The 16,712-nt window shown below is 69.5% G+C and carries 13 protein-coding genes; 4 read left to right on the top strand and 9 right to left on the bottom strand.

Translation table 11 applies throughout. The features are described 5' to 3' along the window. Positions 1–31: 31 nt before the first annotated feature. Positions 32–1,663, top strand: a complete 1,632-nt coding sequence (locus HYU53_09940) for a hypothetical protein (GenBank protein ID MBI2221514.1) — start codon at positions 32–34, stop codon at positions 1,661–1,663. Between the two features lie 46 nt (positions 1,664–1,709). Here the strand turns inward: HYU53_09940 and HYU53_09935 are convergent, their stop codons facing one another. From HYU53_09935 to HYU53_09910, 6 genes are all read right to left on the bottom strand, one after another. Continuing rightward, positions 1,710–2,489 (bottom strand): hypothetical protein, encoded by a 780-nt coding sequence (locus tag HYU53_09935; GenBank protein ID MBI2221513.1) that lies wholly within the window; start codon positions 2,487–2,489, stop codon positions 1,710–1,712. 297 nt (positions 2,490–2,786) lie between these two features. Next, positions 2,787–3,458: a tetratricopeptide repeat protein gene (locus HYU53_09930; GenBank protein MBI2221512.1), complete on the bottom strand. Its 672-nt coding sequence runs from the start codon at positions 3,456–3,458 to the stop codon at positions 2,787–2,789. Positions 3,459–3,466: 8 nt separating this feature from the next. Then, positions 3,467–4,933 carry a tetratricopeptide repeat protein gene (locus tag HYU53_09925; protein ID MBI2221511.1) on the bottom strand — a complete coding sequence of 489 codons (1,467 nt, stop codon included), beginning with the start codon at positions 4,931–4,933 and terminating at the stop codon, positions 3,467–3,469. A 263-nt stretch (positions 4,934–5,196) separates the two neighbouring features. Beyond that, on the bottom strand, positions 5,197–5,859 hold the full coding sequence (locus tag HYU53_09920; protein ID MBI2221510.1) for a PEP-CTERM sorting domain-containing protein: 663 nt from the start codon (positions 5,857–5,859) through the stop codon (positions 5,197–5,199). A 28-nt stretch (positions 5,860–5,887) separates the two neighbouring features. Continuing rightward, on the bottom strand, positions 5,888–8,029 hold the full coding sequence (locus tag HYU53_09915; GenBank protein MBI2221509.1) for a TIGR03790 family protein: 2,142 nt from the start codon (positions 8,027–8,029) through the stop codon (positions 5,888–5,890). Then, a complete protein-coding gene (locus tag HYU53_09910) occupies positions 8,029–8,286 on the bottom strand; it encodes a hypothetical protein (protein ID MBI2221508.1) in 258 nt (85 codons plus the stop codon). Before HYU53_09910 ends, HYU53_09915 begins: the two co-directional genes overlap by 1 nt. 310 nt (positions 8,287–8,596) lie before the next feature. On the opposite strand from HYU53_09910, the gene HYU53_09905 reads away from it, so the two are divergent. Further along, a complete protein-coding gene (locus tag HYU53_09905; GenBank protein ID MBI2221507.1) occupies positions 8,597–9,958 on the top strand; it encodes a sensor domain-containing diguanylate cyclase in 1,362 nt (453 codons plus the stop codon). Between the two features lie 3 nt (positions 9,959–9,961). On the opposite strand, the gene HYU53_09900 is transcribed toward HYU53_09905, so the two are convergent. Then, positions 9,962–10,591: a response regulator transcription factor gene (locus HYU53_09900; GenBank protein MBI2221506.1), complete on the bottom strand. Its 630-nt coding sequence runs from the start codon at positions 10,589–10,591 to the stop codon at positions 9,962–9,964. 217 nt (positions 10,592–10,808) lie between these two features. On the opposite strand from HYU53_09900, the gene HYU53_09895 reads away from it, so the two are divergent. Continuing rightward, positions 10,809–11,897: a sigma-54-dependent Fis family transcriptional regulator gene (locus HYU53_09895; protein MBI2221505.1), complete on the top strand. Its 1,089-nt coding sequence runs from the start codon at positions 10,809–10,811 to the stop codon at positions 11,895–11,897. A gap of 24 nt (positions 11,898–11,921) precedes the next feature. Here HYU53_09895 and HYU53_09890 read toward each other — a convergent pair whose 3' ends face one another. Then, positions 11,922–12,848: an MBL fold metallo-hydrolase gene (locus HYU53_09890; GenBank protein ID MBI2221504.1), complete on the bottom strand. Its 927-nt coding sequence runs from the start codon at positions 12,846–12,848 to the stop codon at positions 11,922–11,924. Between the two features lie 102 nt (positions 12,849–12,950). On the opposite strand from HYU53_09890, the gene HYU53_09885 reads away from it, so the two are divergent. Further along, positions 12,951–13,742, top strand: a complete 792-nt coding sequence (locus HYU53_09885; protein MBI2221503.1) for an SDR family oxidoreductase — start codon at positions 12,951–12,953, stop codon at positions 13,740–13,742. A gap of 8 nt (positions 13,743–13,750) precedes the next feature. Here the strand turns inward: HYU53_09885 and HYU53_09880 are convergent, their stop codons facing one another. Then, a complete protein-coding gene (locus HYU53_09880; protein MBI2221502.1) occupies positions 13,751–16,597 on the bottom strand; it encodes a hypothetical protein in 2,847 nt (948 codons plus the stop codon). Between the last annotated feature and the right edge of the window lie 115 nt (positions 16,598–16,712).

Below are 16,712 nucleotides of genomic sequence, written 5' to 3'. Positions count from 1 at the left end.
CGGTATCTCTCTTGCGATCGCGTCGGCGCCCATGTCCCTTAGAACGGCGACGAACGGCATGGCCGCGCTGGGCGCGGTCGCGATCTGCGCCACCGGCGCCTCGATCGCCGCGCAGTCCTCGGCCGCCAGGCCAGCCACGGCGCGCGAGCGCGTCCCGCCGGTCACGATCGAGTATCTCGCCGAACAGGAAGCGCTCCTCGTCGGACGCGCGGACACGCGCGGCGACAGGCCCGGCATCCGCCTCGAAACGGCGTCGCCGGGGCAGCAGGCCGCCGCCGAGCTGTTCGCGCGACTCCCGGACATCGCCGCCGGCGCTCCCATTGCGGTCGTACGTGACGAGGCGAGCGGCTTCGCGGTCGGGGACGTCTTCGTCGCGGGCGGCAGGCCGGGAGAACTGCTGCGGATCCAGGAGGGCCGCACCGAACGGCCATGGCTGACCATCCCGGCTGAACAGGACGTGATCAGCGCCCTCCACGTCGATCGGACCGGCGGGTTCGACCGCGAGCTGATCGCGGCGAGCGCGGGCGGAAACGTCTGGCAGATCGGATCGAACCGCCGCGTATCGCTCGTCGCCGCCACCGGCGTGCACCTGGTCGCGGTGATCACGGTACCGGCCATGCCGGAACGGTACGGGCCATGGTCGGGCGCGATCCTGGCCGCGAGCGATCTGCCCGCCTGCCGCATGGTCGTGATCTCCGCCGACGGCCGGGTCAGCTTCACGAACATTGGCGTCTGCATCGCCGACTTCGACCTGGTCGCCCCGCGCAGCGCCCTGTATGGCATCGCCGAGTCGGCCTTGCCCGACCGCCGCCCCCGCATCACCGAAGTGCCCGCCGAGGATCTCGCCGGCAGGGAGTGCGCGATCGCGTACGCGGCGAGCGACGGCGTCCCGGGCACCCTTTCCTGGGCGAGCGCCGCCCCCGTGGCGCTGCCGCTGCGGGTTGCGGCGAAGCTCCGCGCCGTGACCTTTCCCGTCGCCGAGAACCTCTGCCAGCCGGAAATCTGCGGCGACGGCGTCGACAACAACAACGACGGCAGCGTCGATGAGCGATGCCGCGAGGTCTGCGACGGCGTCGACAACGACGGCGATGGCGAGATCGACGAAGGCTGCGCCGATCCCTGCGGCGACGGCGTGGACGACGACGGCAACGGCGTCGTCGATGACAACTGCGTGGAGATTTGTGGCGACCACGTGGACAATGACGGCGACGGGTCCGTCGACACGCCCTGCGCCGAAAGCTGCGGCGACACGCTGGACAACGACGGGGACGGCGTTGTCGACAACGGCTGTCCGCTCGCGCCGGCCGATCGGGGCTGTTCGGCGGAGGTCTGGGCTGCGCAGCCGGCGCTCCCTGGGGGCGTCGCCCGCACATCGACGATCGGAGCGGTGTTCGCCATCACCGCTGAGGAGCGGGCCGACCTCGCGGGCCTCACGGTGGGTGACGCGCTCCGCTCCACGTCGCACGTCCCCGATCGGGCGCTGCTCAGGGAAGGCGTGGCTGCCCTGCTCAGTGCGACGTCCCCGGCTGTCGGGTATCCGATCCGGTCCGATCGCCTGCTTGCGCAGGTCCGCGATGTGCTGATCAGCCGGTCGGAAGCGCGGATGCGATCGCTCGAACGGGTCCTGCGCGCGCTCAACGCCGCAGGTTGTTCGCTGAAGTAAGTAAGAAGAAAGGGGACAGGCACCTTGGTGCCCGTCCCCCTCGACGCTACTGCGCCCGGTAGCTGACCCTGACGACCTTCTTCTTGCCGGTCGCCATGGTGCCAAGGTTGTAGAGAATACTGATGCCCGGATCGCCAGGCCCGCCGGGCACGCCGACCTGGAAAGCCGGCGAGCACGACGACACGATCGGGGCGGGGTTGCTCATGATGACGCTGTGCGGAACGGTCAGCGTCAGGTTCGACATCGTCACGGCGTTGAAGTCGCGCGTCCATCCGGCATGTGCGCTCTTGTCGAACCGGTCGTCCGAGAAGTCGTTGTCGACGTCCGGATCGGAGGTCCGCAAGAGGAACACGTTCTGCGTCGCCCCGAAGTTGGTCAGCGACATCATCACGGTGAGGTCCCGCTCCAGGGTGTCACGGCTCCACTTCTGATCGAGCTGGAACCTGCCGTCCGTGGTCGTGCGGCGGATGGTGATTCCGCTGCCGCTCAAAGCCAGCACGATCGGAGGTCCCCATCCTGACGCGCTCAGGGCGGTGTCCCAGTAATTTCCCGTCGCCGAAGTGCACACGACGTAGCCCTCGGAGATGCCGCCCACGGCGATGTGCTCGAAGCCCGCGGGCGACGTGAAGCGGACCAGGTTGCCCTCGTTGCTGACGCACCAGACGAGGTTGCCAGCCCCAAACAGGTGGTTGCACGCCGTGAGCAGCGGCTCTGGTGTCGCCCCTGCCGCGTTCGCCTGCTCCTGCGCCATTGCCGTTCCCGGCATGAACGCCAGCATGGCGGCCACGCACACGACCGCCCCGATGATCGATCGTCTCTCGCGCATACGTTTCTCCTCCCGGAAGTGTTGACCGCGGTCCTCGCTCCTGGCACGGACAGCGCGCTGACCCCCGGAGGGCACAGCGCGCTGACGCACGGAGGGCGTCACCGTCCTGTGGGCGGCAGCTGTCCGCTCCACGACAACTCACGTCTGCCGGAGCCGCGGACCAAGGGTTGCGAGGCGGGTGCCATCAAAACACCGCCAAATTGCGTGGATCCCGGCGGGCGGCTGCGCGGAAGTCGAGCGGCGGGGTCCCTTTCGTCGGGGCCTGGGCAGACCTCACGTCCGCCGCTACGACTGAGTTCATCGCGATCGGGTGCCGTCCGGTCCGCCGAGCTGCGCGAGCAGCTTCTGGGCGTCGGGGGCGTTGGGGAACGCGGTTCCCGCCTTCAGCACGCGACCGAGCACGCGCCGTGCGTTCGCCGTGTCGCCGAGCTTCGCGTAGGCGGCGCCAAGGTGGTACTGATATGTCGCGTTCGACGGTTCAGCGGCAACGCTGGCCTGCAGCGGTCGCAGCGCGAGCGACGGCAGACCTTTCTTCACATAGATCCATCCGAGCGTGTCGTTCACCTCCGGGTGGTCCGGGATCTTCTGCTTCGCGGTCTGCGCGAGCTGCAGCGCAATATCGAGGTTCCCTCCCTGCTCGGCGTACAGCCACGCGAGGTTGTTGGCCGCGACGGCCGCGTCGGCCCTGATCTGCAGCGCGCGTTCGTACCATTTCTGCGCGTCCGCGAGGTGGTTCTGCGCGTGCAGGATCATGCCGATGAGGGTGGGCGCCGCCTCGTTCCGGGGCTGCTTCAGGGCGAGCGCCTCGAACTCCCGCCGCCCTTCATCGAGCCGGTTGGTCGCCAGATAGAGGCGCCCGAGCATGGAGTACGCGGGCAAATGGTCCGGGTCGAGCGCGATCGCCCGCCTCAACTGCTTTTCCGCGTCCGCGTGCGCGCTGGTGGCCACGAAGGTGGTGGCCGCGAGCATGGCGGCACTCACATCGTTCGGCGCGGCGGCCACGTGCTCGCGAGCGCGATCAGGCCGGCGCTGACCAGCGCCGGCGCCCGGTCGCGGGCGACGACCGCCTGCAGCGCGCGTTCGGCTCCTGGAACGTCGCGGGTCTTGAGCAGCGCCTGCACGAGGACGATCTGCGCCTCGTCCGACGGTTCGTCGCCGCGCGTGGCGGCCTGCGCGAACGGAACGGCCGAGCGCGCCTCGCCTCGCGCGAGATGGATCTTGGCGAGCGCGAGCGGCGCCGCCGTGTCGCTCGGCCGGAGCCTCAGCACCTCGCTGAATGCCGCCACCGCTTCCTCGTATTCCCGCCGCGCGCCGTGGACGGCGCCGAGCACCGAGTGCGCGTCGGCCGATCGGGGATCGGCGGCGACCGCGGCGCGCGCTTTTGCCGCCGCGCGGTCGAGATGTCCCTCGGAGAGCGCCCATCTGGCCTGCAGCAGCAGCGCCCGCGGCTGCTGCTCGTCGCGCCCGAGCAGCGCCTCGACCTCGCGAGCGGCAACCTCCCGCTCTCCGGAGTCGTACCGGATCGCGGCCTCTCGAAGCCGGGCCTCGGTCGCCTGCGGTCCCTCCCGCAAAGACTCGAGCACGCGCAGGGCCTCCGCGGTGCGTCCCGTTCCCGAGTAGTAGTCGGCCAGCGCGAGTCGCGCCGCGGGATCCTTCGTGTTGTCGGCCAGCGCCTTGAGCGGCGCTTCCGCTTCGGCCGCGCGGCCTGCCGACAGGTAGAACATGGCCAGCGCGCGCTGCGTCAGGTCGTGGTCCCGGTCCAGCCGGAGCGCGGCCTTGAGCGTCTCCTCGGCCTCGTCGCTGCGCCCGTCGGACCAGTAAAAGTTGGCCAGCGCCAGCCGTGCCGGAACGGACCGCGAGTCAATCTCCACGGCCTTGAGGAAGGCGGCCTCGGCCGCCCGACGGTCTCCGGTCGCGAGCTTCAGCGACGCGAGGTTCGTGTAGCTGGCCGCGCGCGACGGATCGGTGGCGACGGCGGTCTCGATCTGCTGGACGGCCTGACTCAGTTGCTGCAGGCCGGCGAGCGCGTTCGCCAGCAGAACCTGGGCGTCGACCTGGCGGGGATCCCTCGCGAGCACCTTCTCGGCCCGTGACCGTGCGTCGGCGAACTGCCTCGCGAGCAGAAGGTACTGGCCTGCCTTCACCTGGAGCGCCGCGTCGCCGGGAAGGAGGTCCGCCGCCCGCAGGTACTCGCGCATCGCCTTCTCGGGTTGGGACGTGCGCTCGAACGCGTCGGCGAGCCGGCGGCGCACGTGACCGTCGCGCGGATCCTGCTGCAGCGCATTCCGATATTCGATGATGGCCTCGGTGTCCGCGCCGGACGCGACGTACCGGTCGCCGCTCGCGACGTGTCGCGCCTTGACGGTCGCCGGATCCGCGCACGCCGCGGCGACGGCCGCGGTAAGCACCGCAACGCCGAGGCGAATTCTGTTCATGGCTGGCATGGGACGCTCCTCACGCCGTTCAGGCAAAGACCCGGCCAGCTTCCGCGCCTCGTCCGGGGCGGGATCGCGCGCCTTTGCGCGCGCGGGAGACGGAAGGTGGCGGCGGCGCAGACAGGAGTCTGCCCGCGCGATCCCAAAACTCTGGCTGGCGGAGGTCTTCACCAAGGCCGCGGGCGCGGCCGACAAGACAAACGCCCGGTCCGCTCTGCAGCAGACCGGGCGTCAGCTCTCTCTCAGTGCAGATGAAAGGTGCGTTCCGGTGACTACGCCTGCTGTTTCCGAGCGCGGAGCCTCCGCCTCGCCGCGCCCGCCATTCCGAGCAGCCCCGAACCGAGAAGCAGGAGCGATCCGGGTTCCGGCACCTGGGCGTTCAGGATATCCGTGCTCGTCGCGGTGTACACCGGTCCGAATGGTGAGGTGAGGTCCGCGCCGAGCGTGAACTTGAAGAACTTGAACGGCAATGCCGGGTTCAGTCCGAGCGCGGCGAGCAGGGCGTGGTTCTTCAGGTCGGCGCCGACAGCGCTCACCGACACGACAGCGCCTGCCGTCGTCAGCGTGAATTTCTTGATCGTTCCGCTCAGCAGCGTCGTCCCGCTCGCGATTCCTAGGGTCGGGACCCCGCCGATGACCGAAATGGTACCGAGCGCGGTGTCAAAGAACAGCTCCGCGCTCGAGCCGCCGCCGGCGGTTGCCGACACCCCCGCTCCCGACAGGTCGTACACGCCGTCGGCCGAAGAGCCGAGCACCGTCATCGCGTCGAGAAGGATGCCGCTGCCGGTGGCGTGCGATCCGCTGACGGTGATTGTTCCGCCCGCGCCCGCAGTTCCGGTTCCGAAGTCGATAATCGCGCCCGCCTGCGCCGCCGGGGCCGAGAGCCCCAACGCCAGCGCGACGGCCGCGGTAACGAGAGAGAGTCTCCTGATCATGTTGTGGTCTCCTCCACACTGAACGAGCTTAGTCGCCTGCCGCGACGTGGCGACACGGAGCAAAGCGGCTGCCACAACCGTCCGCGGGCGCGCCACCGGCGCACGCGACGCGGAAGTCGTTGACGGCGCGCGACGTTTCGCCGCAGCGGCAGTCGTTCGTCAACCGGCGCGCGCGGACGGGCGCCGGAGAACAGACCGCCGGGAGGCCGACTTCAGTCGCCGTCATCGGCCGCGCGGCGCCACCGCGACGAGCGCGCGGGACCGGCCGGGTCGTGCGCGGCTGCGCGGCACGACCGGCTTTTCCCCCAGGCCCCGCGCTGCCGACGGGCTTCGGGCGTCGCCCCGGCGCCGCCGCGCGCCGTCCCCCTGTCGAGCGACTCGGCGTCGCCACCACGGGGGCCCCCACCGGCGCGGCTCCATCAACCTTCCGCGGGCGTGCGGGCGCTGGCGCTTCGGCAGCCGCTCCCGACAAGGCGTCGGCCGCCGCCAGCTCCCGCACCGCGAGGTCCGTCTCACCCAACGCCGCGTACACGAGCGCCGCGTGGATCCGGAACTCCTGACGCTCCGGCGATCCGCTCACCGCCTGCTCGAGGTACCGGCGGGCGGTGATGTTGTCTCCGAGCAGGTGATGAACCCAGCCGATCGTATCGGCGATCGCCGAGTCTCCTTCGGCGAGACGAAATGCCCTCTCGGCGTACGGGAGCGCCTCGGCGGGCCGCCGCAGATCGACGGCGATCAGGTACGCGAGGTCGTTCAGCGCCGGCACGTTGTTCGGATCGACCGCGAGCACCTCGCGGTACGCCTCGGCCGACCGCTCGTGGAACCCAGCGCGCTTCAGGAGTCCTGCCTGGAACAGCCGGGCGCGCACGAAACGCGGGTCGAGCGCGATCGCCGCTTCGATTGCCTGCTCCGCGGCGGCGAAATCGTCGCGCGCCAGCCGCGTCTCTGCCAGCGCCATCTGAACGCGCGCCCCATCCACCGCCGACTCCGGCGCGAGCGCGGCCACCCGGCGCGCCGCGAACCAGTGCGGCAGCCCGGTGCGCGCGTCGATCGCGGGCTCTTCGACCGGGGCCTCCTCCCCCTGCCGCCGCCCGAACGGCGCGCAGAACGGGTCGGCGACGATGACCGACTGCCAACTGAGATAGGGCAACGCGAGATAAAAAGCATCGACCTGGTTCATGCCCGCCAGATAAGCCGGAAATAGAATGGCCGGCCGAATCGCGCCGTCGACGTACGGATCCGCCACCGATCCGGCCGCTGCAGCGCCCGCGCCGATCAAGGCCCCGAGCCCGGGGCTGCCTGCGGTCGCAGCCCCCTGGAATGTGCCGGCATCGCCGGCGAACAGGCCGGATGCAATCGCGCCCGGCGCGAAGCGCGCCTCGGGCAGGCGCGGGTGACCGTGGACCGCGCCCGACGAAAAGTAGCCGAGCAGCGCCTGGTCCGTCCGCAGCGGACGCGAAGTGTCATCGGTCACCACGCGTCCCTCGAAGCCGCGGGCGAGGAGGGCCGCGGCGGCCTCGCGGAACAGGCGCTCGCGCACCGCATCCTCGGTCCCGGACCTGTCGAGCGCGAAAACGCCGTCGACGGCGGGTGTCCCGGTCCGGTCGATGAACGCGCGCACGTGCGCCTCGGTCACGCCGTCAAGGCGCGAGACGAGCGTGACGTCGTGTGCCTGGTGGGAAAACGGCCGGGCCGCGTCCAGCGGCTCCAGGCCAAGAAAGTACGGATTCTGTACCGGTCCGGCGATCTTGACGGGCCCTCCCGCGAGCCGCCGGTAGATCAGCGCGAGTTCGGAGTCGACGCTGGCCGTCGTGCCTTCCCGGCCCAGGGTGCCGGCGATTCGCAGCGGCACCCCTCTCATCAGGACGATGTACCGGACGCGGTCCTGCGCGCCGCGCCGCAGCAGCCACTCCGCGACCGGCCGCTCGACGTTCCGCGCGTACTCGGCGCGCGAGATCTCGTCCTGCGGGGGCACCGCGATTCGCACCACGTGGTCCGCGGGAATCCCGCGCGCCCGGACGTAGTAGTCCGCCAGTTGCATCGACGCGCGGCTCGTGCCGTTGGCCACGACCAGCACCTGGTCGGGCCGCGGCACGGCCGCCGCCGCGTCGGCGCACGGCAGAGCGAGCAGACACAGCAGGGCGGCGGGAGCCGCGCGCGCGCGCGCCATCACGTCTCCACGCGTTGGCCGGCCTCTGCGCGGCGGTCACGACCGCTCCTGCGATCGAAGACCACCGGCGCCTGGAGCGACGCGGGCATCTTTCGCGCCGTGTGATCGTGCTGAAAGATGCGTCCCCCCGTCGTTTCAATGCGCAGGTTGAACGCGATCGGGAAGTGCACCAGTACGTCGCGCACGGCGGTGAACAGTGCTGACGCGCACAGGGCCTCATCCTCCGGGGTCATCGATGAGATGAAACGTATTTCCATGGTTGCCGTCCGCACTCAGCCGTCGCAGGGTGCCGCGAGTCGTGCAAGCAGTATTCCGCCGAAACCGCAGCGGTGGCAGCAGATCGTCCCCACCGCGCGAACAAGTCGCCGCGGCAACGGACAAACATCTGCCGAACGTCGAACCCATGCGCGACGGCACACGCCGGATATCGGCAGGTGAAGCGTTCGCGTGGCACGCGCTGTGCGACGTCGAACCGCGTCCATGCCATCGGCGGGAAATTCGTCTGCCCACCTCCCAATCGATGCGTCGCTGGAACGAGTAATCACGTCGGTGATCCGGCCGCTCGTCTTGGCATCCGACGTCGGGCAGGCGCTCGCGTCGGCTGTCTCGGCATTGCTGCAGGCGCCCTCAGTGCTGATGCTCCGCGAGGACGGTGCCTGGCGCGTGGAGGCGTCGGCAGGCGGCGCCGACCTCGAACCCGACCCGGCCTCGCTTGCCGCGATGCTGGGCGGCGACTTGTCGCAGCCATTCATCGCGGTCGAGTCGACGCAGGGCGGCCGGCCGTGGGTCTGCGTGCCGTTGACCGTCGATCCCACGCGCTCGCGCGTGCTGCTGATCGCGTCGGCCGCACGCGCGGTGGGGTCGGCGGCCGCCGAGTTGACGTTCGCGCCCCTGCTCGCCGGTGCACGCGCGGCCAGCCGCGCGGCGAGCCGGATCATGCGACGCGCGTACCGGTTTTCGCGCGCGCTCGGGGTGGGTCTCTCGCGACAGGCGCAGTATCAGCTCATCGTCGACTCGCTCGCCGGTGCGGCGCGCGCGCGCATCGGCGCGCTGGCGCTGAAAGATCCGGCCTCCGCGTTTCTGAGCGTCGTCGCGACCAGTGGGTATCCGGCTGCGCTCGTCGCCGACCTGCAGATCGCGCCGGGCGTGGGCATCATCGGTGGGACCTACGTGAGCGGCAGGCCTGTCGTGGTTTCCGACGTGGCGACGCTCGGCCGTCCGCCCCGGCCGCGCTACCGCACCGCATCATTCATCGCGGTGCCGCTGCGCGCCCGCCGCGAAGTGCTCGGCGTCGCGTGTCTCGCGGACCGCACGGACCGCCGCCCGTTCGACCGCGCCGACTTGCTGGCCGTCAAAGCCATGTTGGCGCCGGCTGCGCTGGCCCTGGTGTCGGATCGCGCCGCGCAGGAGGCGGAGGCGCTCGCGAAGGCGGCGGCCCTGGACCCGCTGACCAGGCTCCTCAGCCGACAGCATTTCTGGCAGGTGTTGCAGGCGGAGGTCGAGCGCGCCAGGCGCCACGGGCTGGAACTCTCGCTGCTGATGCTCGACCTGGACGAATTCAAGGCGGTCAACGACACGTACGGGCACCTGGTGGGAGACGCCGTCCTGCGCGAGGTCGGCGACGTGTTCCGGCGGTCGATCCGCGCGTTCGATATCTGCGCGCGCTACGGCGGCGACGAATTCGTCATCGTGCTGCCGGCGAGTGGTGCGGAACAGGCGCTCCGCAGCGCACGGCGCATCGGCCGGGCCGTCGCCATGCGCTGGACTTCCCAAGCCGCCCAGTCGGGCGGCGCGCGGGTGACCGTCAGCGTCGGGGCGGCGGTGCTGCGCCCGTCGGACAACGCGGCGGATCTGGTGGCGCGCGCCGACCGCGCCTTGTATTCCGCGAAGGCGAGCGGCCGGAACATCGCCTGCCTCAGCGACGACTGAGCGTCAGGCGCGTTCCCCGGCCGGCCGGACGAGAGCGGCCAGCGCGACACGGCTCTGAATCCCGAGCTTGTGGAAGATGGAGTGCAGGTGCACCTTGACCGTGCCTTCGGAAATTCCGAGGCGGTTCGCGATCTCCTTGTTCCGCAATCCGTTGCCCACCATTCCGGTGATCATCTGCTCGCGCGGCGTGAGGCTTTCGGCCCCCCGCATGGCCGTCTTCAGGAGCCGCCGCACGACGTCGCTCGCCAGCCGGCGCTCCAGCCAGAGTCCCCCGGTGCTTGCCACGTCCAGGCAGCGTGCCATCAACGCCGGGGCGACATCCGCCGGCAGGACCGCGCGCGCTCCCAGCCTCAGCACGCTGACGACGTGGGCCGTCGACAGGTACTCCACGACGACGATCAGCCGGGCGTCGGGCGCGGCGACGCGCGCCCGCTTGACGAACTGGATGTCGGACTGCCGATGAAGACTGAGGATGGCGATCTGCGGGTCCGTGGTCTTCAGAACCTGCAGGAACCTGGACGGAGAGGTTTCTGCGCCCACGACGTGAACGCCCTTTCGCCTGCGGATGGCATCCGTGATCCCGTCCAGCATCCGCCGCCGGTGGCCGAATACGGCGATTCGCAGGGTCGCCATGGCGCAAGTATGGCTGGAGAGTCCGGCCGGATGTCAATCCAATCCTTGTAAAAAACCTGTGATCTCTACGTGTACGATATATGCCATCAGTCATATTGTGTTCTGCGGCCAGTCGCGGTACAGTCCGCGCCTCAGCCCAGCAAGGGTGGCAGCCGCGAGCCGCCCGAGTGATCGGGACGATCGGAGCCCAATGCCAGTCGCCGACAGTTTGATCGGTGTGAGCGAAGCTATTCGTCGTCTGGAGCAAGATATCCAGTGCGCGACCGGTTCCGACGCGAAAGTGCTCATCACGGGCGAGAGCGGCGTCGGCAAGGAAGTGGCGGCACAACTGATTCACAAAGGCAGCACACGGCGGAATCGGCCCTTCCTGACGCTGAACTGCGCGGGTGTGCCCGACAGCCTCCTGGAATCCGAGCTGTTCGGCCACATGCGGGGCAGTTTCACCGACGCGTATCGCGACAAGCCCGGACTTCTGGAAGCCGCCGACGGCGGCACCGTCCTGCTCGATGAAGTTGGCGAGATGAGCCCCAGGATGCAGGGCCTGCTGCTCCGATTTCTCGAGAACGGCGAGATGCAGCGCATCGGCGCGACACGAAGCGAAACCCGCATCGACGTGCGGATCATCGCGGCCACCAATCGCAATCTTTTCGAGGGAATTGCCACCGGCGCCTTCCGGGGCGACTTGTACTATCGTCTCAACGTGATTCGGATCGAGATTCCCCCCCTCCGCGCGCGGCCGGAAGACATCGGCCCTCTGGTGACGCACTTCGTCACGCACTTCGCGGCGATGTACCACATTGCGCCCCCCCCGCTTGGGCCGCATACGCTGAGCACGCTGCAGTCGTACCCGTGGCCGGGCAACGTCCGCGAGCTGCGGAACTACGCCGAGCGCCTCGTCGTGCGCTGCGTGGCCGGGCTTCCCAGAGACGAGCCCCCGCCGGGGGAACAGACGCACGCGGCGGCGCCGGCAGAGAGTACGGCGCATCCCCAGATCTCCCGGGCCGATCGCCTGTACGAGCGCATGGTGACCGGAGGAGAGTCGTTCTGGTCGGCCGTCTACCCGGGATTCATCAACCGGGATCTGACGCGGGAAGACCTGCGCGCGATCGTGTCGCGCGGCCTCCAGCACACGCGCGGGAGCTACAAGTTGCTCCTGCAGCTCTTCAACATGAAGCCGGAGGACTACAAGCGGCTGCTGACATTCCTGCGCAAGCACGACTGTCACATGCCGTTTCACACGTTCCGCACGGCCGTGCCCGCAGACGAGCTGCGCTCGCGGCCTGCAGACACCCGCAGGACCGCCTGAGCGCGCCGGCGCCGCCGGTTTTCTTTATCGAGCCGACAGCTCGTCGAAGGCCACGCCGAGCACCGTCGCCAGCGTCAGTCGCGGCGGAGCTGACTGGTACCCTTCGAAGCCCGGCAGCGCTTCGAGCGCGGTGATTTCTTCCCGGGACCGGCCCGCCGCCAGTCCCTTGCGCACGTGCGACAGCAGCGCGTCGAAGTAATCGCGCTGCCGGAGCACGTCCTTCCCGCTGACGGTCACCGGCAGCCCCTCCTTCGCGTGGCCGGCGATGTAAATCGTGTCGCCCGGCATCGCCTTCGCGATCTGCTCCAACGAGGTCAGCCAGTTCTGGATCGAGGCGCCGGCGCCCCGATCGACGAACGGGTGCCTCTGGTGGAACAGCAGGTCCCCCATGTGCACCACCTGCGCCCTCTCGAAGTGGATGACCGCGTCGCCGCCGGTGTGCGCGGGACCGTGATGGCGCGCCGTCACGCGCTCGTCACCGGCCTCCTCCGTCCACACGGCTTCGAAGGTCGCGTCTGGGAACACGGGCGACGCCGCGTTCGGCTGCGCCTGCGCGGCCGCCTGCTTCTGCAGCTCGGGCACGCGCGCGTGCGCGACGATCTTCTTCACCACGCCCTTGAACACGCTGTTGCCGCCCGTATGATCGCCGTGGTGATGTGTCAGCAGGACCAGGTCAGGCGCGCGGCCGGCCCGCTCCCGCAGTCCATCGAGGCAAATCTTCGCGGTATCGGGAAACTGCGTGTCGACGACCAGCAGCGTGCCCGGGTTCGACAGCCACCCGATGGTCCCGCCTCGCGCCGTGAAATATCCGACGTTGCGGCGGATCGCCTCGAATGTCGCGGCCGGGGGAGCAGCCGGGGCCTGCGCAAACGCAAACCCGCGGAATGGGACCGCCGTCATCGCGGCGGCGGCCGAAGAGAGGGTGAGAAATCTGCGGCGCGTGATGGACATAAGCCGAATACCTACCACAGCGGCCGCCGGAAGACCAAACCACGGGGGACTCAGAGAACGTGATCAGTTGCCGTGGCGTGGTGCCTGACGAATAATCACGGGGTGGATCTGGGGCTGAAAGGCAGGATTGCCATGGTGGCGGGCGCGAGCCGCGGGCTCGGGCTCGCTGTCGCGCGCGCGCTGGCCCAGGAGGGGGCGCGGGTATCGATGTCGTCGAGCAACGCGGGCGCAATCGGGGCCGCCGCGCGGGCGCTCGCCGCGGAGACCGGCGCGGAAGTCGCGGCATTCACGTGCAATGTCAGGAAGCCGGACGAAATCGACCGCTGGGCTCGCGACGCCGCGGAGCGCTTCGGTGGGATCGACCTGCTCTTTACGAACTCCGGCGGGCCGCCCGCTGGTCCGGCGATCGAGTTCGACGATGCTGCGTGGCGGGATGCGGCGGAACTGCTGCTGTTCAGCGTGATCCGGTTGATCCGCGCGGCGGTGCCCTCCATGAAGGCGCGCGGCGGCGGCGCAATTCTCGTCTCCACCTCGTCGTCGGTCAAGGAGCCGATCCCGAACCTCGGGCTGTCCACCGTCATGCGCGCGTCCGTCTCCGCGCTCGCCAAAACGCTGGCGCAGGAACTCGCGTCGGAGAAGATCCGGGTCAATCAGATCATCCCGGGGCGCGTCGATACCGACCGCCTGCGGCACCTCGATGAGATCAACGCGAGAAGAGCCAACATCTCACCCGTTGCGCAGAAAGCGCGCTCGATCGCGGCGATCCCGGCGGGACGCTACGGCACGCCGGACGAATTCGGACGCGCCGCGGCGTTTCTCCTCTCCGACGCGGCAGGATACGTCACGGGCGCGACGCTGCAGGTCGACGGCGGGCTCATCCGCAGCATCCTCTGACCTTTGCCCTATTTCCCGCCAAGGATCGCCGTGTACTCCGGCTCGACGTTCTCGAAGAACACCCCCTGGAACTGGCCCGGCTTGAGCGCCGGCAGCTGCAGCTCCAGCGTGTGCTGGCGGTCGGGCGCCAGCGCCGAGACATCCGCGTAGAATCCCACGAACGTTTCGCGGACAGCGCGTACCGCCGAGTACGCGCGCTCGAGCTCGACCGCCTGCCCGTCGATCGTCAAGCGCGGTTCCCATCGATCGTCGGGTTCCGCGATCTGCACGTAGAGCAGCAGCCGGTGCGGCGCGAGCCATGTCGCGCGCAGTTGGTCGGCGGTGTAAGAAATCGGCCACGCCTTCCGCCTCGCCGCCAGCTGATCGAAGACGCGGCGCGGTACCGAGAAACGTGCGGTCAAGGTGCCGCCCGCGAACGCCGGATCGTAGTCCCCGATCGGCTCGGCCCGTCCGAAGGGGACGCCGTCGAAGGTGACGCGCGTTTCAAACACTCCGGGCGACGGGGAAGACACGGGGAATTCCCGCCCGTTGATTCGCAAGCCGGTCACTTTCGGGCGGCCGGGGAGCAGGACCGTGATCTGACCCGACGTGCCCGGCTCCCCGCGCACATCGGTCAGCGACACGACCCCGCCGGCGAACGACACCGACCCCGGCACGCCGAACAGCAGCGGCTCCAGCACGGGGCCGGCGACCGCTTGCACGGAGAGCACCAGGGCGGAGTGCCCGTCCATCCGCACCGACATCGCCTCGCCGTGGGACCACAGGCCGCGGCCGGGCCTGCCGAGCCGGCGTGGCACAGGGTGCACCTCCTCGACGTGATACGAGCCGCCGCCGGAAAGGCCGATCCGCTCGTCGAGCGGAACCTCCGCCCGCAACGCGCGCGCGTTCGGGTTGAACAGGAAGATGTAGCCGTGGCCGTCGACGATCGCGGCGGTGCCGTCGATCCGCCCGATGCCGGGCTCTCCGAGAATCGTGCGCGTGTGTCGCAGCACGTCCCGGTTCAGCCGCGCCCATTCGAGCCACGACCGGAACCACCGCACGTCTTCCGGAGCGAAGTGCCGATACTCCTCGAGATCGCGCGCGGGAATCATGTTGATCACGTTGTTCCAGCCGCCGACGGCGATCGACGACAGCAGCGAGTAGCGCCAGCCGACGGAGTCCCAGTCGCGCACGCGGAACGGCTCGAGCACGATGCCGCGGTCGGATTGATGCTGCGGCATGTCGCCCGTCTCGTCGCTGCGCGGCGTCTGGTGGGTGATGAAACCGGGCACGAGTTCGCCCGGCGCGAAGTCGTAGTTGCGATAGCGGTACGCGGTGTACCGCTCGCGGTTCGCCGATACGCGGTCGACGCTCAGATCCGGGAACGGCGTGAAGCTCTCGGGTTGCTCGTCGTTGTACGTCGGATGCGGGTAGCTGCCGGCGAGCCAGCTCCACGGCCCGTACAGGTGATACGCCTGGCGCCCGTCAATGACGATGTCCGGCATCCGCGCGCGGAGCGTCTCCATGACCCGCCGCCATCCGGCCCACTGCGCGTACCGGCTCGGCCCATCGAAATTCAGGAACGTGTGATCGAAGGCATAGCCGCTGATGCCGGTCTTCTTCCTGAACGCGACGAGGGTCTCGATCAGCCAGTCCTGCAGCGAGCGGAATCCCAGGCTCGCGTATGTCCTCGCGCCGGCTGCGGCATGGGGACGCGTGACGAGCCACTCGGGATTCTGCGAGAAGGCGAGCACCGGATAGACGTAGGCGACGAGCGACACGCGGCGGGACTTCGCGTGGTCGAGCATCTCCTGCACGGAGGGGGGCACCGCATCGGCCGCCGGGTTCCACTCGTTGCGGCGGATCTTCTGGCCGAGCCCCAGCCACAGGAGGTTTTCCCACTTCCAGTCGTCCGTGCTGTCGTCGCGGCGCGCGAGCGACGAGTTGGTTGGCGCGAACAACACGTGCGCCGCGCCGAGATCGGCGGCGCGGTCGATGACGCGCCTGTACTCGGCCCGACCCGCCTCGGTGGCAATGTCAATCTGATAATCGTTCACGCACCAGCCGACGAAGATGTTCAGCGGTTCGCGCGGCTCGTACAGCATGAAGGCGCGCACGATCGCGGTGAACGCCGCCACCTCGGCCTGGTCCATGCCGGGCGTCGAGGCCGCGGGGCCGAAGCGCCACTCGGGCTGCATCCGCGCCGGCAGCAGCACGCCGCTGCGCTGGTACGGAGCGAGGATGCCGCGGTCGGCGACGAACGGCCCGTCGGCGCGTGTCCACTCCATGGCGGGGCGGTAGCTCACCGAGACGCTGTTTCGATCGCGTGCGATCTCCAGGAAGGGATTCTGGGCGAGGGCGAGCAGGCCCCGCCCGTCGGGGAACCGAAGGGCGGCCGCGTAGCTCCCCAGCCCCAGATCGTTCCGCTCCATCGGCGCGATGTACGCCTCGGCGACGTGCGTCGTCAGCGTCGCATCGAAGACGACGACCTCGTCGACGCGGAAACGGTCGCGCGTCCCCGGTTCGATGGTGATCTGCTTGCTGATGAAGCGCCAACCCGGCTTCAGCTCGTATGTGACCTGGATCGCATGTGGGCCGGCTGGCCACGTGAACGTGACGCGCTGCGACTCGGCGATCTTCCGGCTCGGCGCTGCGGGAAACCCGTAGCGCGTGCCGTCGACCGTGACACTGAATGCGTCGCGCGCGAACCCGTACGGCGCGTCGCCGGAGCCGTCCGCGAGCGTCGTCAATCCGCTGGGGCCGAATCGCGCGGTGACGAGGCCGTTGGAGAGCGTCTGCGCCGAGGCGGGGGCTGTCTCAGAGCCGGCGGTAACCGCGAGTGCGAGCAGAGCGGCCGGGAAACGGGCAGCTATCACGGCAGTCCTCCTTCGAGAATTCCCTCACCGTAGGGTCGCGGCAGTTCGCGGGACCACCCGCAATGAACAAATCGCCAACACGCACGGCACGAAAAGGCCGCGTTTCCTGCCAGTG

Source organism: Acidobacteriota bacterium (assembly GCA_016184105.1).
Taxonomy (GTDB): Bacteria; Acidobacteriota; Vicinamibacteria; order Vicinamibacterales; family 2-12-FULL-66-21; genus JACPDI01.
This window is presented reverse-complemented; position numbering and strand designations above follow the sequence as displayed.

Bases quoted from the DNA above. Each gene is read 5' to 3' on its own strand.
- HYU53_09940 (MBI2221514.1), top strand. From the start codon at position 32: ATGTCCCTTAGAACGGCGACGAACGGCATGGCCGCGCTGGGCGCGGTC.
- HYU53_09935 (MBI2221513.1), bottom strand. From the start codon at position 2,489: ATGCGCGAGAGACGATCGATCATCGGGGCGGTCGTGTGCGTGGCCGCC.
- HYU53_09930 (MBI2221512.1), bottom strand. From the start codon at position 3,458: ATGCTCGCGGCCACCACCTTCGTGGCCACCAGCGCGCACGCGGACGCG.
- HYU53_09925 (MBI2221511.1), bottom strand. From the start codon at position 4,933: ATGCCAGCCATGAACAGAATTCGCCTCGGCGTTGCGGTGCTTACCGCG.
- HYU53_09920 (MBI2221510.1), bottom strand. From the start codon at position 5,859: ATGATCAGGAGACTCTCTCTCGTTACCGCGGCCGTCGCGCTGGCGTTG.
- HYU53_09915 (MBI2221509.1), bottom strand. From the start codon at position 8,029: ATGGCGCGCGCGCGCGCGGCTCCCGCCGCCCTGCTGTGTCTGCTCGCT.
- HYU53_09910 (MBI2221508.1), bottom strand. From the start codon at position 8,286: ATGGAAATACGTTTCATCTCATCGATGACCCCGGAGGATGAGGCCCTG.
- HYU53_09900 (MBI2221506.1), bottom strand. From the start codon at position 10,591: ATGGCGACCCTGCGAATCGCCGTATTCGGCCACCGGCGGCGGATGCTG.
- HYU53_09890 (MBI2221504.1), bottom strand. From the start codon at position 12,848: ATGTCCATCACGCGCCGCAGATTTCTCACCCTCTCTTCGGCCGCCGCC.